Consider the following 21,134-nt stretch of genomic DNA (forward strand, 5'->3'; position numbering starts at 1 on the left):
GCGACCCCCCCCCCCCGGGGCCCCCGCCCCCCCCGGGGGGGGCGGGGCCCCGACGCGTTCCGGGAGGGGCGGGCGCCGCGTGGGCGGCGGGGCGGCGACGCCGACCGCGGCTCAGAAGCCGAGGCGTTCCCGGCGTACCGAGTACACGACGAAGCCGGCGCCCAGGGACAGGAAGACGCTGCCGCCGATGACGTACGGAGTGGTGTCGAAGCTGCCGGTGTCGGCGAGTTGGGTGCCGATGCCGGTGCCGGAGACACCCGAGGCGTCCACGCCGGAGGTGTCCGTCGTGTCGGCCGCCGTCTGCACCTGTGTCGTGGTCGTGTCCTGTGCTCTCGCCGGAGTCTCGGACGACGCGTTGGCGGACGGGACGAACCACAGGGCGCCCAGAAGGGTCGCCGCGGCGGTGGCGGTCAGCAACGAGCGGCGGGCGGATGACACGGACTATCGATCCCCTTGTGGCGCTGGCGAATTGGCCGGCGAATTGGCCGCGCGGGCCAATGCTTGGGGGCGATGCTAATGAAAGGCGCGGGTCGCGGGAAAGTTGTGGGAGCGGGGAGCCTTACGCTCCCGGCATGACCACTGAAGAGACATCACGTTTTGTGCGGCTTCGCGTGGAACTCGTGCTGGAGGTCGACGACGAGCAGGCGGTGACCGCCGCGGCGCTGCGGCGTCTGGCCGAGGACCGGGAGATGCCGGAAGCGGAGCGCACGCAGGCCGAGGGGGCTGTGACGGAAGACACCGCCGAGGCACTCGCCTATCTCGTCGATCCGTTCGGCCTGGTCAGCGAGGTGCCCGGGGTGGAGCTGCAGCAGGCGTCCTGGTCCAGTGAACGGATCGACTACGACCCGGACTCGCCGGACTGGGACCTGGACGAGGATGATGGCGACGAGGACGAGGACGAGGACGAGCGCACCGGCTGAGGCCGCGCAGGGGGGTGTCATGACCCCGGGCGGCAACCGCCGTCCGGGGTTTCGTCGTCCCAGGGGGCGCATGGACCGACCCCGTACCGGCCTGCCCGGCGGACGTGGTGTGTCCCACACCGCGGGGGAATGCGGAACGGGACGAAGCGGTCGTAGCGTTGAACGTTCTTACGGGGACACTCGGGGTTTTCGGGATTCGGCAACGATGGAGAAGCGTGTGATGACGGAGGGTAAGCGGCGCAAGGGCCTGATGGCCGCGTCCGCACTGCTCGGCGGGGTGCTGGTGCTCACCGGCTGCTCCGGCGGCGACAAGGCGTCCGCCGGTGGCGGCGGCAACGACACCTCGGCCAAGGTCGACGAGGCGGCAGCCCAGAAGTCGTCCGAGGCGCAGATCACGATCACACCGAAGGACGGCTCGGACAACGCCTCCATCAACAACTCCGCGGCCGTCACGGTGAGCAAGGGCACTCTCACCACCGTGACGATGACGTCGGCCGACGGCAAGCAGGTCGAGGGCCGGCTGTCCGCGGACAAGACCAGCTGGAAGCCGAGCGTCCAGCTCCAGCGGTCGACCACCTACAAGGTCGCGGCGGAGGCCACCGACAAGGACGGCCGGGTCGCGCACGAGAACGCCTCCTTCACCACCGTCTCCCCGGCCAACAGCTTCATAGCCAACTTCACGCCGGAGGACGGCGCCACGGTCGGCGTCGGCATGCCGGTGTCGATCAACTTCAACAAGGCGATCACCAACAAGGCGGCCGTCCAGAAGGGCATCAAGGTCACCTCCAGCAGCGGCCAGGACGTCGCCTGCCACTGGTTCAACGCCAACCGCATGGACTGCCGCCCCGAGCAGTACTGGCAGAGCGGCTCCACCGTCACCCTCAAGCTCGCCCTGGACGGCGTCGAGGGCGCGTCCGGTGTCATGGGCGTGCAGCAGAAGACGGTCTCCTTCCACATCGGCCGCAACCAGGTCTCGTACGTCGACGCGAAGACCAAGCAGATGAAGGTCACGCAGGACGGCAAGGTCGTCAAGACCATCCCGATCTCCGCCGGCGCGCCCGACCACAAGACGTACCAGGGCCAGATGGTGATCTCCGAGAAGTTCAAGGAGACCCGGATGAACGGCGCGACGGTCGGCTTCACCGACGACGACGGCAAGGGCGAGTACGACATCAAGGACGTGCCGCACGCCATGCGCCTGTCGAACTCCGGCACCTTCATCCACGGCAACTACTGGGGCGCGAAGTCCATCTTCGGCTCGGTCAACACCAGCCACGGCTGTGTGGGCCTGTCCGACACGAAGGGCGCGAACGACCCGTCGACCCCGGCCGCCTGGTTCTACACCCACTCCCTCGTCGGTGACGTGGTCGTCGTCCAGAACACCGGCGACAAGACGGTCGCCCCGGACAACGGCCTCAACGGCTGGAACATGAGCTGGTCCGAGTGGAAGGCCGGCTCGGCGATCTGACGCCCCCTTCGAACGAGCCGAGGGCGGCCGCCCGGGAAATCCCGGGCGGCCGCCCTCGTCGTTCCGTACGCTCCCGCCCATGATCCGACTGGAACGCCTGCGCCCCGGCCACGCGGACGCGCTGCTGTCCTTCGAGCGCGAGAACCGCGCGTACTTCGCCCGCACGGTCCCCGACCGCGGCGACGCGTACTTCACGGACTTCCCGGCCCGCCACGCGGCCCTCCTGGCCGAACAGGAGGCGGGCATCTGCCACTTCCACGTGATCCTCGACGCCGAGGGCACCCTCGTCGGCCGCATCAACCTGATGGACGCGGCCGCCGGCACGGCCGAACTCGGCTACCGGGTAGGCGAACGCTTCACGGGGCGGGGGGTGGCGAAGGCGGCGGTACGGCAGATGTGCCGACTGGCGTCCGACACGTACGACCTGTCCACCCTGACGGCCCGGACCACCCTGGACAACGCGGCGTCCATGGCCGTCCTGACCGCGACGGGCTTCACGCCCCTGGGGGAGACGACCGTCGGCGGGCGGCCGGGCCGGCGCTTCGAACGCCGGCTGCACTGACCCGGCCCCGCGTTCTCATCCTTCTCTTATGGCGCGCTTATGGCGCCATCACGCGCCCCGCCTAGCTTCCCCCGCATGTTCTTCACCTATCTCAGGCGCGAGTTGCGGCGCCGCAGAAAGGCGGCGCTCGTCGTCGCCTCCGGACTTGCGCTCGGGATCGCGCTGGTCATCGTCGTCAACTCCGTGTCCGCCGGCATGGGGAAGGCGCAGGACACGGTGTTGCAGTCGCTGTACGGGCTGGGGACCGACATGACCGTCACCAAGGCCGCCGCACCGGCCGCCGACGGGGCGCAGCGGCCGCGGTTCCGGTTCGGGGCGAGGGACAGCGGGGACGGCACCGAGCAGAGCAGTGACCGGGTGATGGTCCAGGGGTTCCAGACGCTGGCGTCCTCGACCGTGACCAAGGTGGGACAGCAGAGCGGGGTCGCCGATGCCGTGGGCGGGCTGAGCCTCCAAGTGCTCAAGGTCAGCGGGCAGTTCAGCCGGGGGCAGTTCCAGCAGGAGGGCGGTCAGGGCGCAGGGTCGCGTGGGTACGGGCGAAGCGGCGGGGAGGTCACGGGCGGCGGTGCCGACTTCGACGTCAACTCCTACTCCGTCTACGGCACCGACGTCACCAAGGCCGCCCTCGGGCCGCTGACCTCCTCCAAGATCAGCAGCGGGCGGACCTTCCGCACCTCGGAGACCGATGCCGCCGTCGCCGTCGTCGACTCCGGGTACGCCAAGGAGAAGAAGCTCGCCGTCGGCTCGAGCCTGACCGTCAAGAGCGTCACGTTCTCCGTCATCGGCGTCGCCACCGCCGACAGCGGGGACGCCGCCGCCGATGTGTACGTTCCGCTGAAGCGGGCGCAGACCCTCGCCGGCGCCGCGGACAAGGTCACCACCATCTACGTCAGGGCCGCCGACTCGCAGCGGATCGACAGCGTCAAGGCGGCGATCCAGAAGAACGTCTCCGGGACCACCGTCACCACCTCCGCCGACCTCGCCGACACCGTCTCCGGGTCGCTGTCCACCGCCTCCTCCCTCGCCGCCGGGGTCGGCAGATGGCTGTCCCTCGTGGTGCTCGTCGCCGCCTTCCTCGTCGCCGGGCTGCTCACCTCCTCCGCCGTGTCGCGGCGGGTGCGGGAGTTCGGCACGCTCAAGGCGCTCGGGTGGACGTCGGGGCGCGTCACCGGGCAGGTCGTCGGGGAGGCCGTCGTCAACGGGCTGCTCGGCGGGGCGCTCGGCATCGCGCTGGGCCTCGCGGGGGCGTACGCCGTCTCCGCCGTCAGCCCCACGCTGCAGGCCCAGTTGGGCGGCGGGAGCGGCAGCGGGAACGGCAACGGCGGTGGCTTCGGCGGGCCCGGGCGCCGCCTCGCCGAGCGGACGCTCGACGTCGCGCTCACCGCGCCCGTCTCCCTCACGACCGTCGCGCTCGCCGTCGGCCTCGCCGTGGCCGGCGGGCTGATCGCCGGGGCGTTCGGCGGCTGGCGGGCCGCACGCCTGCGGCCGGCGGACGCGCTGCGCCGCGTCGAGTAGCGGCCTCGCCGGCCCGGAGCCCGTACCGCCGGTCCGGGCCCCGTACCGCCGGTCCGGACGCCGCCTCGCCGGTCCGGGCCCCGTACCGCCGGTCCGGACGCCACCCGCCGAGCGAACCCTCGGCCCCATCGCCCACCCGACCCAGGGACACCCCATGTACGAACTCAACGGCGTCACCAAGCGCTACACCCGCGGCAAGGACACCGTCCACGCCCTCGACGGCGTCGACCTCACCATCCACGACGGTGACCGGCTCGTCATCCAGGGCCCGACCGGCGGCGGCAAGTCGACGCTGCTGCAGATGCTCGGCGGGCTGGACCGGCCGACCTCCGGCGACGTCGTCCTCGACGGTGTCGATCTGGCCAAGTTGCCGGAGGCCAGGCTCACCCGGGTGCGCAGCGAGACCATCGGTTTCGTCTTCCAGTCCTTCAACCTCATCCCCACGCTGACCGCGCAGGAGAACGTCGAGACCGCCCTCGTACCTCTCGGGGTGAAGGCGGGGGAACGGCGTGAGCGGGCCGCCGAGGCGCTCGCCTCCGTGGGGCTCGGGGAGCGGCTCGGGCATCTGCCGGGCGAGATGTCCGGAGGTCAGCAGCAGCGCGTCGCGATCGCCCGGGCGCTGGTCAAGCGGCCCAGGGTGCTGCTCGCGGACGAGCCGACCGGCAACCTCGACGAGGGCATGCGCGACGAGGTGATGGAAGTGCTGGAACGCATGTGGAAGGAGCACGGGCTGACGTTCGTGATGGTCACTCACGACTCCGCGCTGGCAAGGAAAGCACCCCGGCTCGCGACCCTTCGCAAGGGGCGGATCACGGTGACGGAAAACGCCGACTCGTGACCCAGCGCCGTATTGAGGCACTGATCACCCCTCGGCATACTGCGCACTCCGGGGGGTTGACGTGCAGACGTACGGGACTGCCCCCGGCCGGGTGACAGGGGAAATCACCCGGTACCCAGCAAGGGGGAGTTTTGCGCAGACAAGTGAAGAACGCGGGCGCGGCCGCTGTCGCCGCCGCGGCCGCGGTGGCGCTCGCCGCGGGTATGACCAGCCCGGCGGCGGCCGCCCCGACCGGGCAGCGCGCGACCGGCGCCGCCCGGGTCCAGCCCTCGCTCCCGGCCCAGCACCGCGTCACCCTCATCACCGGTGACCGGGTCGCCGTCGACGCCAAGGGGCGCGTCGTCGGCCTGGAGCGGGCGAAGGGCCGCGAGAACATACCCGTCCAGATCCGCACCGTCCGCGGGCACACCGTCGTGCTGCCCGCCGACGCGGCCCGCCTGGTCGCCACCGGCGTGGTCGACCAACGCCTGTTCGACGTCACCGAGCTGACCCGGTCGGCGACCCTCAAGGCCCAGAAGAACGGCCTGAAGGTCATCGTCGGCTACCGGGGCGCCGCCGCCACCGCCCGCGCGGAGGTACGCGAGGCCGGCACCCTGCGCCGCACCCTGACGGCCCTCAACGCCGACGCCGTGCAGACCCCGCAGGCCGACACCCCCGAACTGTGGGACGCGGTCACCGACGGCGGCCGTACCGCCTCCGGCATCGCACACGTCTGGCTCGACGGCGTCCGCCGGGCCAGCCTCGACACGTCGGTGCCGCAGATCGGCGCACCGGCCGCGTGGGCCGCCGGCTACACCGGCAAGGGCGTCAAGATCGCCGTGCTGGACACGGGCGTGGACGCCTCCCACCCCGATCTGAAGAGCCAGGTCGTCGCCGCGAAGAACTTCTCCACCGCCAAGGACGCCACCGACCACTTCGGGCACGGCACGCACGTCGCGTCCATCGCGGCCGGCACCGGCGCCAAGTCGGGCGGCAAGTACAAGGGTGTCGCGCCCGGCGCGCGCATCCTCAACGGCAAGGTCCTCGACGACAGCGGCTCCGGCGACGACTCCGGCATCCTCGCCGGCATGGAGTGGGCGGCCCAGCAGGGCGCCGACGTCGTCAACCTCAGCCTCGGCGGCTACGACACGCCCGACATCGACCCGCTCGAGGCCGAGGTCAACAAGCTCTCCGCCGACAAGGGCATCCTGTTCGCGATCGCCGCGGGCAACGAGGGCCCGGAGTCGATCGGTTCGCCGGGCAGCGCGGACGCCGCGCTCACCGTCGGCGCCGTCGACGGCAAGGACAAGCTGGCCGACTTCTCCTCCACCGGTCCGCGCGTCGGCGACGGCGCCATCAAGCCGGACGTGACCGCGCCGGGCGTCGACATCACCGCCGCCGCGGCCAAGGGCAGCGTCATCGACCAGGAGGTCGGCGAGAACCCGGCCGGCTACCTGACCATCTCCGGTACGTCGATGGCGACGCCGCACGTCGCGGGCGCCGCCGCGCTGCTGAAGCAGGAGCACCCCGACTGGGGGTACGCCGAACTCAAGGGCGCGCTCACCGGCTCCGCGAAGGGCGGCGCGTACACGCCGTTCCAGCAGGGCAGCGGCCGTATCGCCGTGGACCGGGCCATCAAGCAGGCGGTCGTCGCCGACCCGGTGTCGGTGAGCTTCGGCACGCAGGCCTGGCCGCACACCGACGACAAGCCGGTCACCAAGCAGGTGACCTACCGCAACCTCGGCAAGAGCGCCGTCACGCTGAAGCTGTCCGCGTCCGCCACCGACCCCAAGGGCAAGGCCGCCCCGGCCGGTTTCTTCACGCTCGGCGCGAGCAGTGTCACCATCCCCGCGGGCAGCAAGGCGTCCGTGGCCCTCACCGTCGACACCCGGCTGGGCGGCACCCTCGACGGCGCCTACTCGGCCTACGTGACCGCGAGCGGCGGCGGGCAGAACGTGCGGACCGCCGCGGCCGTACAGCGCGAGATCGAGTCGTACGACGTCACGGTCCGGCACATCGGCCGGGACGGCAAGGCGACCGACGGCTACCTCACCGACCTGTTCGGCTACACCGGCCTCGCCGCGGGCCGGCACTACCAGGCCCCCGTCGCCGCCTCCGGCACCACCACGGTGCGCGTGCCCAAGGGCACCTACCTGCTGGACGCATGGCTCGCGAAGGACTTCAAGGAGTTCAAGGGCGGCATCGACTGGCTGGTCCAGCCCAAGCTGGACGTCACGCGGAACCTGACGCTGACCCTCGACGCCCGTACCGCGAAGAAGGCGGACATCACCGTCCCGGACCGCGCCGCCAAGCCGCTGTCCGCGACGATCGACTACTCCTACGACGCCGCGGGCGTGCTCGCCGGGTTCAGCCAGACCTCCTTCGCAGCCGTGCGGATGGCCGCACTCGGCCCGGACGTCACCGGCCTCAGCCAGACCTGGAACGGGCAGTGGACCAAGGGCGCCACGGCCGAGTACGACGTGGCCACCAGCGCCAAGGTCAAGCGGGTCCAGGGCGACAAGGTCCGCCACTTCTCGGCCCGTGAACTCACCTCGGTGCGGGCCGGCCTCGGTGCCTCCGCCCCCGGCAAGTCCGGCGGCCTGACCGCGCTCGGTTTCCTGGCCGACGACGTCGCCGTCGGCGTGTCGGTGCCGCAGAAGCTGCCGGGCACCCGGACGCTGTACCTGTCGACGGCCGACAAGATCCAGTGGACGTTCGACTTCGAGCAGTACGCCGGCAAGGACGCCGACGGCCTCCCGGTCGTGGACGCCGCCTACAGCCTCGGCGCCCCGCAGACCTTCGGCGCGGGCAAGACGTACACGAGAACCTTCAACACCGCGGTCTTCGCCCCGCACGTCGACGCCGACTACGGCGTCTTCCGTGACGGCAACACGCTCTACGGCGTGCTGCCGCTGTTCGCGGACGGCGGCGCGCACGCCGGGTCGTCGCTCCTCACCAAGGCGACCACGACGCTGTACCGCAACGGCAGGAAGGCCGGCTCCAACCAGGACCCCCTCACCGGTGACGGCGTGTTCACGGTCCCGGCCGGCGACGCGGCGTACCGGCTGTCGACGTCGGTCAGCCGCAGCGCGAAGGTCGCGGGCGTGTCCACGCGGATCGACGCGAGCTGGACCTTCCGCTCCGCCAAGCCGGCATCCGGCCGGCAGGCCAGGCTGCCCGTCTCCACGGTCCGCTTCAACGCCGCGACCACGCTGGACAGCAAGGTCGCCGCGGGACGCACGGCCACCTTCCCCGTCGTCGTGGAGGGCGCGGCCGCCGGCCGCAATCTGAAGTCCCTGACGGTGTGGGCGTCCTACGACGGCGGCAAGACCTGGAAGCGGATCCAGGTGACGAAGGGCAAGGTCACCCTGAAGAACCCGGCGGCCGGCAGGTCCGTCTCACTGCGCGCGGCCGTCAGCGACAAGAAGGGCGACACAGCGACGATCACGCTCTACAACGCGTACTACGGCAAGTGAGCCACGGGCGCTGACCCACGGTCACGAACGCACCGCCCGCCGCGGGGAGTTGCCGCGGCGGGCGGTGCCGTGTTCCGGGCCGCGCCGGGCCGCTGGGGTCGCGGTATGACCGCCGCCGTGACCGCCATGATCACCGCAGTCGTCGGGGTCCTCGGGACCCTCCTCGCCCCCGTGCTCGGCCAGCGGGTCTCCGCCCGGCAGCGGGCCGCGGAGAGCGCCGCCGAGGAGCGGCGCCGCGGCTTCGAGGAGCGCAGGGCGGCGTACACGGCGATGAACAGGGCCTCCCGGCAGTTCCACACCCTGCTCAAGGACGCCCTGCACCGCCTGCGTGACGGTGTCTACGACGAGCAGGAGCGCGCGCGTCTCGAAGAGGCCCGCCGTGACTACCGCGACCGGTACGCCGAGGCGCAGATGCTGGTGCCCGAGCGGATCCTGGAGGCCTCGCGGGCCGTGAACACGGTCCTCGCCGGCAGCGACGCGGTGGTCAAGCGGCTCGACCGGGGCGTGGCGCGGGACGGGGAGAGCCCGGAACAGGCCCTGCTCGACCTGAAGGAGGCCGAGCCCCGGCTGACGGCGATGCGGCGGGCCATGCGGCAGGACCTGGGTGTGGTGGACTGAGACGCGGCGAGGGGGACTTGAGGACAGCGGGCGTGTCGGCCGGGCCGGCCGGTGTCAGCCCCGCTGGGTTGTCGACTCCGTGCCGGCGAGGGTGGCGTCGGTGCCCCAGCTGGCCAGGAGGCGCAGGGATTCCGCCGACGACGAGCCCGGCTCGGCGTGGTAGGTGATCAGGGACTGCTCGCTGCCGTCGGTCAGCCGGAACGACTCGAACTGCAGGGCCAGATCGCCCACCAGCGGGTGGTGCAGACGCTTCACGCCGTGGGTCTTGTCCTTCACGTCGTGCGTCGCCCACAGCCGGCGGAAGTCCTCGCTCTTCACGGACAACTCGCCGACCAGCGCGGACAGCCGCGGGTCGTCCGGGTAGCAGCCGGCGTCCATGCGCAGCGCGCACACGATGTCGATCGCCTTCTGCTCCCAGTCCACGAACAGCTCCCGGTACTGCGGCCGCAGGAACGTCAGCCGCGCCCAGTTCCGCTCCGCCGCGGGCAGCTCCCCCCAGTCCCCGAACAGCGCGGCGGCCATCCGGTTCCACGCCAGGATCTCGGCGCGCCGCCCCACGACGTACGCCGGGACGCCGTCCATCACCTCCAGCAGCTGCCGCAGCGCCGGCCGCACCTGCTGCGGGCGCGCCGCGGGCTTCTTCTTGTGCCGCTTCGGCTTGGCCAGATGCGTCAGGTGCGCGTGCTCGGCGTCCGTGAGCCGCAGCGCGCGGGCGATGGAGTCCAGCACCTCCGCCGACACGTTCCGCCCGTTGCCCTGCTCCAGGCGCGTGTAGTACGCCACGGACACCCCGGCCAGCTGCGCCAGCTCCTCGCGGCGCAGCCCCGGCACCCTGCGGTGCCGGCCGTAGTCCGCCAGGCCCACGTCGGACGGCTTCAGCCGGGCCCGGCGGGTGCGCAGGAACTCGCTCAGCTCGGCGCGGCGGTCGAGCGGGGCGCCGGCGCCGCTGTCCGTCTCACCGAGGGCCTCGGCAGCCGGTGGGGCGGCCGGTTCGCGGGCGGGTTCGGGGTGTACGTCCATGTCGTCCAGTATTCCGGGTCGTACGCACCGGAGCCTGACCCCGCCAGTGGTAGGCACGGCGTGCGTACGCAAAGCCGTGGCCTGGGTGGATGACCGCGACCGGGGCAGCCTGGAAGGCGTGCCCGGCCACAAGGCAGGCCGGGCGCGGACGTTTCTGGCAATTCCTGGCAAGGAGAACCACGGCATGACCACCCCTGTTGCCGCGTATGCCGCACCCGCCCCCAAGGCGCCGCTGGAGCGCACCACCATCGAGCGCCGCGCGGTCCGTGAGCACGACGTCCTGATCGACATCAAGTACGCCGGTATCTGCCACTCCGACATCCACCAGGCCCGCGAGGGCTGGGGCGAGGCCATCTTCCCGATGGTCCCCGGCCACGAGATCGCCGGCGTCGTCGCGGAGGTCGGCTCCGGTGTGACGAAGTACAAGGTCGGCGACCGTGTGGGCGTCGGCTGCATGGTCGACTCCTGCCGCGAGTGCGAGAACTGCAAGGCCGGCCAGGAGCAGTACTGCACCGGCGGCGGCATGGTCGGCACGTACAACGCGGTCGGCAAGGACGGCGAGCCCACTTACGGCGGCTACGCGCAGAAGATCGTCGTCGACGAGGACTTCGTCGTCCGTATCCCCGACGGCCTGTCCCTCGACGTCGCCGCGCCGCTGCTGTGCGCCGGCATCACCCTGTACTCCCCGCTCAAGCACTGGGGCGCCGGCCCCGGCAAGAACGTCGCGATCCTCGGCATGGGCGGCCTCGGCCACATGGGCGTGAAGATCGCGCACGCGCTGGGCGCCGAGGTGACGGTGCTGTCGCAGTCCCTGCGCAAGAAGGACGACGGGCTGCGGCTGGGCGCCGACCACTACTACGCCACCAGCGACCCGAAGACCTTCGAGGAACTGGCGGGCACGTTCGACCTGATCGTGTCGACGGTGTCGGCGCCGCTGGACTTCAACGCCTACCTGTCGCTGCTGAGGACCGGCGGCGCCCTGGTGAACGTGGGCGCGCCGGAGGAGCCGATCTCGCTCAACCTCTTCTCGGTGATCGGCGGCCGCAAGACACTCGCCGGTTCCATGATCGGCGGTATCGCGGAGACCCAGGAGATGCTGGACTTCTGCGCGGAGCACGGCTTCGGCGCCGAGATCGAGCTGATCCGCGCGGACCAGATCAACGAGGCGTACGAGCGGGTGCTGAGCAGCGATGTGCGGTACCGGTTCGTGATCGACACGGCGACGATCTGACGTCGTTCACACGAGGGGCCCCGGGGCGCTGTCCGCCCCGGGGCTCCTCGTCGCGGTCGCCCGTCGGCAGGGGGTGCCGCCTTCGACGCGGATCTCGGTGCCGTGAATGAACTGCCCGGAGGAGAGGGAGCCGGGCTGCACCGCCGTGAACCGGATGCCCTGCTCGCCGTACTCGGCGTCCGGCGCGTGCGTCATGGAATCGGCCGGGGGCGTCCTGTGTTGAGGGGGAGGGCAAGCAGACAAGTTTTGGAGGGTCGCAATGGCTGCGCAGACGCAGAGGGCCGTACTGGCGGGCGGATGTTTCTGGGGCATGCAGGAACTGATCCGCCGGCTCCCGGGCGTGACGGGGACCCGCGTCGGATACACCGGGGGTGACGTGCCGAACGCGACGTACCGCAACCACGGCACGCACGCGGAGGCCATCGAGATCCTCTTCGACCCGGAGAAGACCGACTACCGCGCCCTGCTGGAGTTCTTCTTCCAGATCCACGACCCGAGCACCAAGAACCGCCAGGGCAACGACATCGGCCTCAGCTACCGCTCGGCGATCTACTACGTGGACGACGAGCAGAAGCGGATCGCCGAGGACACGATCGCGGACGTGGACGCCTCCGGCCTGTGGCCGGGCAAGGTCGTCACCGAGGTCGAGCCGGCCGGCCCCTTCTGGGAGGCCGAGCCGGAGCACCAGGACTACCTCCAGCGCTACCCGGACGGCTACACCTGCCACTTCCCGCGCCCGGGATGGCGGCTGCCCACCCGCGCCGAGGGCTGACCGCAGCTCCCGCAGCGACGGCCCCCGCTCGGCCCCGGTCCGCGCGGCGACGCCCCCGCTCGGCCCGGTCCGCGCGGCGACGCCCCCGCTCAGTGGGGCAGCGTCGCCGGGCTGCCGCCGTTCGCCTCGTAACCCGCTACCGCCAGCGCCCGGTAGACCGCGAACGCGGCTGCCGGGTCGGGCGACAGCGTCCACGGCAGGGCGCCGACATGGCCGTCGACGTGCACCAGCTGGTTCATGGCCTCCGCCCAGCGCTCGGCCCGCACCAGGAAGAACACCAGCAGGTGACGCACGTGCGCCAGCATCGGATCGTCGTGACGGGCCGCGTGCACCGCGTGCAGCGCGCCGTGGATCGCCTTGGTGACGACCTCGCTCTGATAGAAGCCGCGAACCAGGTTCACCTCCGGCAGGTGCTCGAACACCGCGAACAGCGGCATCGCCGCCAGCAGCGAGCCCTGCGGGGCCCGCGCGGCCGCCGCCTCCGCGAACCGGTACGCCAGCTCACGCGAGCCGTGCCACTTCTCGCACCAGTAGTGCAGCGCGGCCAGATGCGCGCCCATGTGGTTCGGCGCGCGGTCCAGGATCTTCAGCCACAGCTGCTCGAACTCCTCGCGCGGGTACGCCAGACCGCGCGCCACCGACAGCTCCACGATGTACGGGACCGGATCCCCCGGTGCCAGCAGCGCCGCCTGCCCGCACGCCGCCTTCGCCTCCTCCATGATGATCCGGAAGTCGTCCGTGCCCGGCGTGGACGTCCGCCACGCCTGCTGCACCAGGAACTCGGCGTGCACCGCCGCGCCGCCCGCGTCCTTGGGTCCCTCGGCCCGCCACACCCGCAGCCACTGCCCGCCCGGGACCTCGCCGACCCCGCCCGGCCGCTGCTGCAGCTCCAGCGCGGCCGCGCCCGCGAACGCCTGCACCCGCTGCCAGCGGAGCTCGCTCTGCGTCTCCGTGCCCGCCAGCAGCTGCGCCGCCGCCTTGTACTCCTGGGTGTGCTGCACGACGTCCAGCACGTCCAGCAGGTCCTGATCGGCGCCCGGCATGCGGATGTCCAGCTCCTCCTCGCGCACGAAGCCGTAGTCCGCGGGGTCCGCCGCGTCCGGGTGGCCGGGCGGGACCTGCTCGATCATGCTCCGCCGGCGCCTCAGCACCGGCAGCAGCACGATGGACAGCATGGCCGCGGCCATCAGGGCCCAGAGAATCTCCATGGCTCCAGCGAACCAGACGGCGCCGACAATTGGCCAACCCGGTCGGCGGACCTGTGGAAAACCCTCGGGACGGGCACCGCGACCCCCATCGGGGCGCCATTCGGCCGACGCGCGCACTACGCTCGGTGCCCATGAGCGACAGGCACATCAGTCAGCACTTCGAGACCCTCGCGATCCACGCGGGCAACACCGCGGATCCCCTCACCGGCGCGGTCGTCCCGCCGATCTACCAGGTCTCGACCTACAAGCAGGACGGCGTGGGCGGCCTGCGCGGCGGCTACGAGTACAGCCGCAGCGCCAACCCGACGCGCACCGCCCTCGAGGAGAACCTCGCCGCCTTGGAGGGCGGCCGCCGCGGCCTCGCGTTCGCGTCCGGACTGGCGGCCGAGGACTGCCTGCTGCGTACGCTGCTCAGCCCCGGCGACCACGTCGTCATCCCCAACGACGCCTACGGCGGCACCTTCCGCCTCTTCGCCAAGGTCGTCTCCCGCTGGGGCGTCGAGTGGTCGGTCGCCGACACCAGCGACCCGGCCGCGGTGCGCGCCGCGATCACCCCCAAGACCAAGGTCGTGTGGGTGGAGACGCCCTCCAACCCGCTGCTCGGCATCACCGACATCGCCGCCGTCGCCCAGGTCGCCCGGGACGCCGGCGCGAAGCTCGTCGTCGACAACACCTTCGCCACGCCCTACCTGCAGCAGCCGCTGTCCCTCGGCGCGGACGTCGTCGTCCACTCGCTCACCAAGTACATGGGCGGGCACTCGGACGTCGTCGGCGGCGCCCTGATCGTGAGCGACCAGGGGCTCGGCGAGGAGCTGGCCTACCACCAGAACGCCATGGGCGCGGTCGCCGGGCCGTTCGACTCCTGGCTGGTGCTGCGCGGCACGAAGACCCTGGCGGTGCGCATGGACCGGCACAGCTCCAACGCGACCAAGGTCGCCGAGATGCTCACCCGGCACGCGCGCGTGACGAAGGTGCTCTACCCGGGCCTGGAGGACCACCCCGGGCACGAGGTCGCCGCCAAGCAGATGAAGGCGTTCGGCGGCATGATCTCCTTCCGCGTCGAGGGCGGCGAGGAGGCGGCCGTCGAGGTCTGCAACCGCGCCAAGGTGTTCACGCTCGGCGAGTCCCTCGGCGGTGTCGAGTCGCTCATCGAGCACCCCGGCCGGATGACCCACGCCTCGGCGGCCGGCTCCGCGCTCGAGGTGCCGGGCGACCTGGTGCGCCTGTCCGTCGGCATCGAGAACGTCGACGACCTGCTGGAGGACCTGCAGCAGGCGCTCGGCTAGAGCCGAACCGTGAGCGCCCGGCCGGTCGGGCGGACCGGCCGGGCCGTTCACCAGCCCGTCAGGGGCGGAGTCGTGTCCGACGGCGGCTGCGCCCACGGCTGCACCGTCAGCGCCCACACCGTGAACGCCACGGCGGCCGAGGCCAGCAGCAGCCACATCAGCCGGCGCGCCGCCGCACGGCGGTGCAGCAGACGCGTGCCGCGACGCACCGCCTCGGCGTGCAGCTCCGGCGGCACCCGCACCGACGTCTGCTCCATGATCCGCCGGACCTCCGCCTCGCGCTCCGGCCGGTTCACCCGCGCCTCCCGGTCATGACGGTGCCGCTTTCGCCGCGACGGGCGCCGGTGCCGGGCCGCGCGGCGGGTGCAGCAGGGTCGTCATGGCGCGGTGGGACAGGGCCCGCACCCGGTCCACGGGGAAGCCCAGCAGCGCCGCGATCTGCTCCTCACCGACACCCTCGAACAGGCGCAGCACCAGGACCAGCCGCTCCTGCGGGGAGAGACGGCCCAGCACGGCCCCCGGCCGGGGCGGGGTCCGGTCGAGGAGGCCGCCGTACTGGTGCCAGGCACTGTGGGCGAAGCTGGTGGCCAGGAACTGGCGGGCCCGGTCGTAGGGGTCCTCGCCGCGCAGCCGGTCCCAGCACGCGTACGTGTGCGCGAGCGCCAGGGCGAGCAGGCGCCGGGCGCGCGGGTTGGCGTCGGGGGGCTCGGCGGTCAGCAGGGTGGCGGCGTGCAGCAGCCGCCCGGCCGCCCCCGCCACGAACGCCTCGAACTCCTGGGCCCGCCGGGCACCCTGCGACGCATGCCGTTCCCGCACCGCGCCTCCCCCTGAGGGCGTCCGAAGAGAAACCGGGCCCCGGGGCCGTACCGGCGCGGGGACCCGGTCTCATATGAGGCCAGGCGCAGCCTTTCGGTCAAGAGCCGCGCACGACCCGGTGCGCGCGTGCGCGCCGGCCGTCAGGACGCCGGCGAGGTCTCGGTCTGGGGCAGTCCCTGGGACGCCGTGCGGGCGGAGAGGGCGCCGTTGAAGCGCGTCAGGAGCGCGCAGAACGTCTCCCGCTCCTCCGGCGCCCAATCGTGGGTCAGCTCGGCCATGAGCTGACGCCGGGAGGAGCGCACCTCCTCCAGCCGGGTCTGCCCGCGCGGGGAGAGCTGGAGGACGACCGCACGGCCGTCCTCGGGGTGCGAGGTCCGCTTGACGAGGCCGGTGTCGACGAGCGGCGCGACCTGGCGGGTGACCGTCGAGGAGTCGATCCCCATGCTCGCCGCGAGCGCCTTGACGCCCATCGGGCCTTCCTTGTCGAGCCGGTTGAGCAGCAGATACGCCGCGCGGTCCATGGAGTTGCGCACCTGCCCGACCCCGCCGAGCCGGGTCTGTTCGGCGCGGCGGGCGAACACCGCCACCTCGTGCTGGAGGGTGTCGAGGAGACCGGTGTCACCGACGGTCGTCATGTCCATCGACATTTCTGGTGTTGTGGGCATGGCCGGGGGCTCGCTTCATGAAGGGCTGCTGGGTTGGGGGACAGGGTACGCGGCCCGGCCCCCGGCCGTACCGACGCTGCGCGATCCGGGTCTCGGTGGTTGGTCACACCGGTGGCGCGCCCGCGTGAACTGCGAGACTTGGGGGATGAACCACCGCACGGCCACCACCCTGCCGCCGGTCGCCCTGGACGACGTCCGCGGGGCCCGGAAGATGCTCACCGGGGTCGCGCGCGTGACCGCGATGGAGGGCAGCCGGCGCCTGTCGCAGCTGGTGGGCGCGCCGGTGCACCTCAAGTGCGAGAACCTTCAGCGGACCGGGTCGTTCAAGCTGCGCGGTGCCTATGTACGGATCGCCGGGCTGCTGCCCGAGGAGCGGGCCGCCGGGGTGGTCGCCGCGAGCGCCGGCAACCACGCGCAGGGCGTGGCGCTCGCCTCGTCGCTGCTGGGGGTGCGCTCGACGGTGTTCATGCCGAAGGGCGCCCCCCTGCCCAAGATCAGCGCGACCGAGGACTACGGCGCCGAGGTGCGCCTGCACGGCCACGTGGTCGACGAGACGCTGGCCGCCGCGCAGGAGTACGCGGAGCGGACCGGAGCGGTGTTCATCCACCCCTTCGACCATCCCGACGTCATCGCCGGTCAGGGCACGGTCGGCCTGGAGATCCTGGAGCAGTGCCCGGAGGTCCGCACGATCGTCGTCGGGATCGGCGGCGGCGGGCTGGCGGCCGGGATCGCGGTCGCGGTGAAGTCGCTGCGGCCGGACGTGCGGGTCGTGGGGGTGCAGGCGGAGGGCGCCGCCGCGTACGTGCCGTCGCTGGCGGCGGGGCGCCCGGTCGTGGTGGAGCACCCGGCGACGATGGCCGACGGCATCCGGGTCGGGCGGCCCGGCGACGTGCCGTTCGCCCTCGTCGAGGAACTGGTCGACGAGGTCCGCACGGTGAGCGAGGACGCGCTGTCCACCGCGCTGCTGCTGTGCCTGGAGCGGGCCAAGCTGGTGGTGGAGCCGGCCGGGGCCAGCCCGGTCGCGGCGCTGCTGAGCGAGCCGCACGCCTTCGAGGGCCCGGTGGTGGCGGTGCTCTCCGGCGGCAACGTCGACCCGCTGCTGATGCAGCGCATCCTGCGCCACGGCCTGTCCGCGCAGGGCCGCTACCTGGCCGTCCGGGTCCGGCTGACGGACCGGCCGGGCGCGCTCGCGGCGCTGCTCGGGGTGTTGTCGGGGGTCGACGCCAACGTCCTCGACGTGAGCCACGTGCGGACCGATCCCCGGCTCGGGCTCACGGAGGCGGAGGTCGAGCTGCACCTGGAGACCAAGGGCCCGGCGCACTGCGCCGAGGTCGGTCAGGCCCTGAGCCGGGCGGGCTACACGGTCATCGGCTGACGACGTCCGCCGGAAGCGCGCCCCGCACCTCCCCGTGTCACTCGTTCGGGGAAATCCATTGAGAGACGCGATACATCGCGTTATGGTGTGTCGCGGGACAGGCCGCCGCCGGCCGCATCCACCCGCACCTGCCAGGCGGAACAAACCGCCCGAATCTAGGCTTTCCGAAGAATCCCCCATGACGTGGAGACCCATATGCCAGGCGCCATCTACGCCGAAGGGCTGGTCAAGGCCTTCGGTGACGTCAAGGCTCTGGACGGCGTCGACCTCGACGTCCCCGAGGGCACCGTCCTCGGCCTGCTCGGGCCGAACGGCGCGGGCAAGACCACCACGGTCCGCTGCCTGACCACCCTGCTGCGCCCCGACCGCGGCCGCGCCGTCGTCGCCGGGGTCGACGTGCTCAAGCACCCCAACGAGGTACGCCGCTCCATCGGGCTGTCCGGCCAGTTCGCCGCGGTCGACGAATACCTGACCGGCCGGGAGAACCTCCAGATGGTCGGCCGGCTCTACCAGATGAAGGCCCGGGCGGCGAAGGGCCGGGCCGCCGAGCTGCTGGAGCAGTTCGACCTGGCGGACGCCGCCGACCGCTCCACCAAGACGTACTCCGGCGGTATGCGCCGCCGCCTCGACCTGGCCGCCGCGCTCGTCGTCTCCCCGCCGGTGATGTTCATGGACGAGCCGACCACGGGCCTCGACCCGCGCAACCGCCAGCTGCTGTGGGAGGTCATCAAACAGCTCGTCTCCGGCGGCACCACGCTGCTGCTGACCACCCAGTACCTGGAGGAGGCCGACCACCTCGCCCACGACATCGCGGTCGTCGACCACGGCCGGGTCATCGCCCGCGGCACCTCCGACCAGCTCAAGGCGCGCACCGGCGGCGAGCGCGTGGAGGTCGTGGTGCACGAGCGGGAGCACATGAGCATCGCGGCCGAGGTGCTGCGCGGCTTCGGCAAGGGCGACACCTCGGTCGAGGAGCACACCCGCAAGCTGACCGTGCCCGTCACGGGCGGTGCCAAGCTGCTCGCCGAGGTGATCCGCGAGCTCGACACCCGCGGCATCGAGATCGACGACATCGGCCTGCGCCGGCCCACCCTCGACGACGTCTTCCTGTCGCTGACGGGTCACGTCGCCGAGAAGAAGGAAGAGGAGACGGACGAGGAGGCCGTGAAGTGAGTGCCCTCAGCGACATCGCCCGGGTGGCCCCGGCGGGCAACCCGGTCGGCCAGTCGATCCGCGACTCCCTGGTCGTCGCCAAGCGGAACCTGATCCGGATGTCCCGGATCCCCGAGATGGTGATCTACGGCCTGATCCAGCCGATCATGTTCGTGGTGCTGTTCACCTACGTCTTCGGCGGCTCCATGCAGATCGGCGGCAGCACCAGCGCCACCGACTACAAGAACTTCCTGATGGCCGGCATCTTCGCGCAGACCGTCACCTTCGCCACCGCCAGCTCCGGCGCCGGCATCGCCGACGACATGCACAAGGGGCTCATCGACCGCTTCCGTTCCCTGCCCATGGCGCGCGGCGCGGTGCTCACCGGGCGCACGCTCGCCGACCTGGTGCAGACGGCCCTGACGCTCGTCGTGCTCGCCGTGGTGGCGCTGCTGGTCGGCTGGCGCGTCGGGTCGGACGGCGACACCAACGCGGCCAAGGTCCTCGCCGCGTTCCTGCTGCTCCTGCTCCTCGGGTACGCGTTCACCTGGATCGGCGCGCTGATCGGGCTGTCCGTGCGCACCCCCGAGGCGGCCACCTCCGGTGGGCTGATCTGGCTCTTCCCGGTCACGTTCATCTCGAACGCGTTCGTCGACACCAGTCACATGACGCCGTGGCTGCGGCACATCGCGGAGTGGAACCCGTTCAGTGCCACGGTGCAGGCCGCCCGCGTGCTGTTCGCCAACCCCGGCCAATCGCACTCCGGCGCCTGGCCCATGCAGCACCCGGTGTGGGCGTCGCTGATCTACTCGATCCTGATCGTCGTCGTCTTCCGCACCCTGGCGGTCCGCAAGTACCGCTCGGCCACGGCCTGACCCCGGCACGGCGAAGCCCCCGGCGTCGTGCGGACGCCGGGGGCTTCGCGGTACAGCCGGTGGGGGCGCTCAGCCGTTGTACGGCTCGGCCGTCAGGATGCGGACCGAGGCCTTCTTGCCGTTGGGCAGCTCGTACTCCGCGTCGTCGCCCACCTTGTGGCCGATCACGCCCGAGCCGAGCGGGGACTGCGGCGAGTAGGTCTCGATGTCGGAGCTGGCGTACTCGCGGGAGGCGAGCAGGAAGGTCAGCGTGTCGTCCTCGTCGCCGTCGAAGGCGATCGTCACGACCATGCCCGGCGCGACCACGCCGTCGGAGGCCGGCGCCTCGCCGACCTTGGCGTTCTCGAGGAGCTGGGTCAGCTGCCGCACGCGGAGCTCCTGCTTGCCCTGCTCCTCCTTGGCCGCGTGGTACCCGCCGTTCTCACGCAGGTCGCCCTCCTCGCGCGCGGCCGCGATCTTCGCCGAGATCTCCGCACGCGCGGGACCAGTAAGGTACTCAAGCTCAGCCTTGAGCTTGTTGTACGCCTCCTGGGTCAGCCAGGTGACGTTCTCGCTGGTCTGGGTCACAGGTGCTCCTCGTAGGTACTGGGATACAAAGCATCGCCCTACCCAGAAGAATGTTCCCTCATGGAAGGGCGAAACCACGAGCCTAACAATTCAGCGGCCGCAGGGGGAGGACATAAGCCATCTAATTTGCGTCAACGCAGGTCAGGCCATCGGTATTCCGGGTGACAGTGGACGTGTCAGGCGCATCGGCCGGGTCACGCGTGTCCGGTGTGACCGCTGGGACGCGGGGGTCAGCTCCGGTGGCATCCGAGCAGCTCGGCGGTCGACCCGCGAGCGGTCGTCCGCAGCGTGACGACCCGGTCGATACGGGTGTCCGGTCCGGTGAAGCGGAAGTCGGCGCGGCCGACCTCGGTGCCGTCCGCCGCCTGGGAGCGCAGGGTGCAGTAGCCGTCGGCGCCGGAGTCCTTGTGGACCTCCAGGTGCACCTTGACCGCGTGGTCGGAGGTGTCGAAGGTGATCACCTGGGCGCTGATGCCGCTGCCGGCGACGTAGTGGTAGCCGAACCAGCCGATCACCGCGAGCAGCACGGCGCCCAGAACCGCCCCGACGATCTTCAGGGTGCGGTCGCTGCGCACGTCCGAGGAGCGGCCGTAGCGCTCCTGCGGCAGCTGTGTGCTCGCCGTACTCATGATCGTCCTCTCGGCAGGCCCTCGGCGGGACGGGCGGACCGGGGCGGCCGGACGTCCGGAAACGGACGCCCGCGGGGGAGCCGGAATTATTCGCCGCCCGATTCGGTCACTATAGAAGCCGCCCGCCTGCCACCCGACCACCGCCCCTGAACGACGTCCCAC

General features: G+C 71.8%; 21 protein-coding genes and 1 pseudogene. 13 read left to right on the forward strand and 9 right to left on the reverse strand.

All coding sequences use genetic code 11. The features are described from left to right. Positions 1 to 111: 111 nt before the first annotated feature. Positions 112 to 438, reverse strand: coding sequence for a hypothetical protein (locus tag AB0E88_RS24710; RefSeq protein WP_361634226.1), 327 nt, complete (start codon positions 436 to 438; stop codon positions 112 to 114). Between the two features lie 134 nt (positions 439 to 572). On the opposite strand from AB0E88_RS24710, the gene AB0E88_RS24715 reads away from it, so the two are divergent. The 7 genes from AB0E88_RS24715 (at position 573) to AB0E88_RS24745 (ending at position 9,376) form a co-directional block, all read left to right on the forward strand. Further along, positions 573 to 920 (forward strand): hypothetical protein, encoded by a 348-nt coding sequence (locus AB0E88_RS24715; RefSeq protein WP_361634229.1) that lies wholly within the window; start codon positions 573 to 575, stop codon positions 918 to 920. 220 nt (positions 921 to 1,140) lie between these two features. Further along, positions 1,141 to 2,388 carry an Ig-like domain-containing protein gene (locus AB0E88_RS24720; RefSeq protein WP_361634232.1) on the forward strand — a complete coding sequence of 416 codons (1,248 nt, stop codon included), beginning with the start codon at positions 1,141 to 1,143 and terminating at the stop codon, positions 2,386 to 2,388. Positions 2,389 to 2,467: 79 nt separating this feature from the next. Continuing rightward, positions 2,468 to 2,950, forward strand: a complete 483-nt coding sequence (locus AB0E88_RS24725) for a GNAT family N-acetyltransferase (protein WP_361634235.1) — start codon at positions 2,468 to 2,470, stop codon at positions 2,948 to 2,950. A 75-nt stretch (positions 2,951 to 3,025) separates the two neighbouring features. Then, positions 3,026 to 4,465 (forward strand): ABC transporter permease, encoded by a 1,440-nt coding sequence (locus tag AB0E88_RS24730; protein WP_361634238.1) that lies wholly within the window; start codon positions 3,026 to 3,028, stop codon positions 4,463 to 4,465. A gap of 154 nt (positions 4,466 to 4,619) precedes the next feature. Further along, positions 4,620 to 5,303, forward strand: coding sequence for an ABC transporter ATP-binding protein (locus AB0E88_RS24735; protein WP_361634241.1), 684 nt, complete (start codon positions 4,620 to 4,622; stop codon positions 5,301 to 5,303). A 131-nt stretch (positions 5,304 to 5,434) separates the two neighbouring features. Next, positions 5,435 to 8,758: a S8 family serine peptidase gene (locus tag AB0E88_RS24740; protein ID WP_361634243.1), complete on the forward strand. Its 3,324-nt coding sequence runs from the start codon at positions 5,435 to 5,437 to the stop codon at positions 8,756 to 8,758. 105 nt (positions 8,759 to 8,863) lie between these two features. Next, complete coding sequence (locus AB0E88_RS24745; protein WP_361634246.1) at positions 8,864 to 9,376, forward strand: hypothetical protein; 513 nt, start codon at positions 8,864 to 8,866, stop codon at positions 9,374 to 9,376. A 54-nt stretch (positions 9,377 to 9,430) separates the two neighbouring features. On the opposite strand, the gene AB0E88_RS24750 is transcribed toward AB0E88_RS24745, so the two are convergent. Next, complete coding sequence (locus tag AB0E88_RS24750) at positions 9,431 to 10,396, reverse strand: helix-turn-helix transcriptional regulator (RefSeq protein WP_361634248.1); 966 nt, start codon at positions 10,394 to 10,396, stop codon at positions 9,431 to 9,433. 184 nt (positions 10,397 to 10,580) lie between these two features. Between AB0E88_RS24750 and AB0E88_RS24755 the strand changes: the two genes are divergently transcribed. Further along, positions 10,581 to 11,627, forward strand: coding sequence for an NAD(P)-dependent alcohol dehydrogenase (locus tag AB0E88_RS24755; protein ID WP_361634251.1), 1,047 nt, complete (start codon positions 10,581 to 10,583; stop codon positions 11,625 to 11,627). A gap of 6 nt (positions 11,628 to 11,633) precedes the next feature. Here the strand turns inward: AB0E88_RS24755 and AB0E88_RS24760 are convergent. Beyond that, positions 11,634 to 11,825 (reverse strand): annotated as a pseudogene (locus tag AB0E88_RS24760) (hypothetical protein); the annotation flags it as partial. Positions 11,826 to 11,886: 61 nt separating this feature from the next. Here AB0E88_RS24760 and msrA point away from each other — a divergent pair. Further along, on the forward strand, positions 11,887 to 12,399 hold the full coding sequence (msrA, locus tag AB0E88_RS24765) for a peptide-methionine (S)-S-oxide reductase MsrA (protein WP_361634254.1): 513 nt from the start codon (positions 11,887 to 11,889) through the stop codon (positions 12,397 to 12,399). Between the two features lie 89 nt (positions 12,400 to 12,488). On the opposite strand, the gene AB0E88_RS24770 is transcribed toward msrA, so the two are convergent. Further along, positions 12,489 to 13,607, reverse strand: a complete 1,119-nt coding sequence (locus AB0E88_RS24770) for a hypothetical protein (RefSeq protein WP_361634257.1) — start codon at positions 13,605 to 13,607, stop codon at positions 12,489 to 12,491. A gap of 131 nt (positions 13,608 to 13,738) precedes the next feature. On the opposite strand from AB0E88_RS24770, the gene AB0E88_RS24775 reads away from it, so the two are divergent. Next, a complete protein-coding gene (locus AB0E88_RS24775; RefSeq protein ID WP_361634260.1) occupies positions 13,739 to 14,893 on the forward strand; it encodes a cystathionine gamma-synthase in 1,155 nt (384 codons plus the stop codon). A 47-nt stretch (positions 14,894 to 14,940) separates the two neighbouring features. Here the strand turns inward: AB0E88_RS24775 and AB0E88_RS24780 are convergent, their stop codons facing one another. The 3 genes from AB0E88_RS24780 to AB0E88_RS24790 form a co-directional block, all read right to left on the reverse strand. After that, the gene (locus AB0E88_RS24780) at positions 14,941 to 15,189 is read right to left on the reverse strand and encodes a hypothetical protein (protein WP_361634263.1); all 249 of its coding nucleotides are present in this window, start codon (positions 15,187 to 15,189) and stop codon (positions 14,941 to 14,943) included. A gap of 13 nt (positions 15,190 to 15,202) precedes the next feature. Further along, on the reverse strand, positions 15,203 to 15,709 hold the full coding sequence (locus tag AB0E88_RS24785; RefSeq protein WP_361634266.1) for a sigma factor-like helix-turn-helix DNA-binding protein: 507 nt from the start codon (positions 15,707 to 15,709) through the stop codon (positions 15,203 to 15,205). 140 nt (positions 15,710 to 15,849) lie between these two features. Beyond that, on the reverse strand, positions 15,850 to 16,356 hold the full coding sequence (locus tag AB0E88_RS24790) for a MarR family transcriptional regulator (RefSeq protein WP_361634268.1): 507 nt from the start codon (positions 16,354 to 16,356) through the stop codon (positions 15,850 to 15,852). 163 nt (positions 16,357 to 16,519) lie between these two features. Here AB0E88_RS24790 and ilvA point away from each other — a divergent pair, with 163 nt between their 5' ends. From ilvA to AB0E88_RS24805, 3 genes are all read left to right on the forward strand, one after another. Continuing rightward, on the forward strand, positions 16,520 to 17,749 hold the full coding sequence (gene ilvA / locus AB0E88_RS24795) for a threonine ammonia-lyase (RefSeq protein WP_361634271.1): 1,230 nt from the start codon (positions 16,520 to 16,522) through the stop codon (positions 17,747 to 17,749). Between the two features lie 195 nt (positions 17,750 to 17,944). Then, positions 17,945 to 18,922, forward strand: coding sequence for an ATP-binding cassette domain-containing protein (locus AB0E88_RS24800; RefSeq protein WP_361634274.1), 978 nt, complete (start codon positions 17,945 to 17,947; stop codon positions 18,920 to 18,922). Beyond that, a complete protein-coding gene (locus AB0E88_RS24805; RefSeq protein WP_361634276.1) occupies positions 18,919 to 19,776 on the forward strand; it encodes an ABC transporter permease in 858 nt (285 codons plus the stop codon). The genes AB0E88_RS24800 and AB0E88_RS24805 overlap by 4 nt, the downstream gene beginning before the upstream one ends. Positions 19,777 to 19,845: 69 nt before the next feature. Here the strand turns inward: AB0E88_RS24805 and greA are convergent, their stop codons facing one another. Then, positions 19,846 to 20,343, reverse strand: a complete 498-nt coding sequence (gene greA, locus AB0E88_RS24810; protein WP_361634279.1) for a transcription elongation factor GreA — start codon at positions 20,341 to 20,343, stop codon at positions 19,846 to 19,848. A 230-nt stretch (positions 20,344 to 20,573) separates the two neighbouring features. Further along, complete coding sequence (locus AB0E88_RS24815; protein ID WP_361634282.1) at positions 20,574 to 20,972, reverse strand: DUF4307 domain-containing protein; 399 nt, start codon at positions 20,970 to 20,972, stop codon at positions 20,574 to 20,576. Between the last annotated feature and the right edge of the window lie 162 nt (positions 20,973 to 21,134).

The organism is Streptomyces sp. NPDC028635 (assembly GCF_040637635.1).
Taxonomy (GTDB): domain Bacteria; phylum Actinomycetota; class Actinomycetes; order Streptomycetales; family Streptomycetaceae; genus Streptomyces.

Bases quoted from the DNA above. Each gene is read 5' to 3' on its own strand.
- AB0E88_RS24715 (WP_361634229.1), top strand. From the start codon at position 573: ATGACCACTGAAGAGACATCACGTTTTGTGCGGCTTCGCGTGGAACTC.
- AB0E88_RS24720 (WP_361634232.1), top strand. From the start codon at position 1,141: ATGACGGAGGGTAAGCGGCGCAAGGGCCTGATGGCCGCGTCCGCACTG.
- AB0E88_RS24725 (WP_361634235.1), top strand. From the start codon at position 2,468: ATGATCCGACTGGAACGCCTGCGCCCCGGCCACGCGGACGCGCTGCTG.
- AB0E88_RS24730 (WP_361634238.1), top strand. From the start codon at position 3,026: ATGTTCTTCACCTATCTCAGGCGCGAGTTGCGGCGCCGCAGAAAGGCG.
- AB0E88_RS24735 (WP_361634241.1), top strand. From the start codon at position 4,620: ATGTACGAACTCAACGGCGTCACCAAGCGCTACACCCGCGGCAAGGAC.
- AB0E88_RS24745 (WP_361634246.1), top strand. From the start codon at position 8,864: ATGACCGCCGCCGTGACCGCCATGATCACCGCAGTCGTCGGGGTCCTC.
- AB0E88_RS24750 (WP_361634248.1), bottom strand. From the start codon at position 10,396: ATGGACGTACACCCCGAACCCGCCCGCGAACCGGCCGCCCCACCGGCT.
- AB0E88_RS24755 (WP_361634251.1), top strand. From the start codon at position 10,581: ATGACCACCCCTGTTGCCGCGTATGCCGCACCCGCCCCCAAGGCGCCG.
- msrA (WP_361634254.1), top strand. From the start codon at position 11,887: ATGGCTGCGCAGACGCAGAGGGCCGTACTGGCGGGCGGATGTTTCTGG.
- AB0E88_RS24770 (WP_361634257.1), bottom strand. From the start codon at position 13,607: ATGGAGATTCTCTGGGCCCTGATGGCCGCGGCCATGCTGTCCATCGTG.
- AB0E88_RS24775 (WP_361634260.1), top strand. From the start codon at position 13,739: ATGAGCGACAGGCACATCAGTCAGCACTTCGAGACCCTCGCGATCCAC.
- AB0E88_RS24790 (WP_361634268.1), bottom strand. From the start codon at position 16,356: ATGTCGATGGACATGACGACCGTCGGTGACACCGGTCTCCTCGACACC.
- ilvA (WP_361634271.1), top strand. From the start codon at position 16,520: ATGAACCACCGCACGGCCACCACCCTGCCGCCGGTCGCCCTGGACGAC.
- AB0E88_RS24800 (WP_361634274.1), top strand. From the start codon at position 17,945: ATGCCAGGCGCCATCTACGCCGAAGGGCTGGTCAAGGCCTTCGGTGAC.
- AB0E88_RS24815 (WP_361634282.1), bottom strand. From the start codon at position 20,972: ATGAGTACGGCGAGCACACAGCTGCCGCAGGAGCGCTACGGCCGCTCC.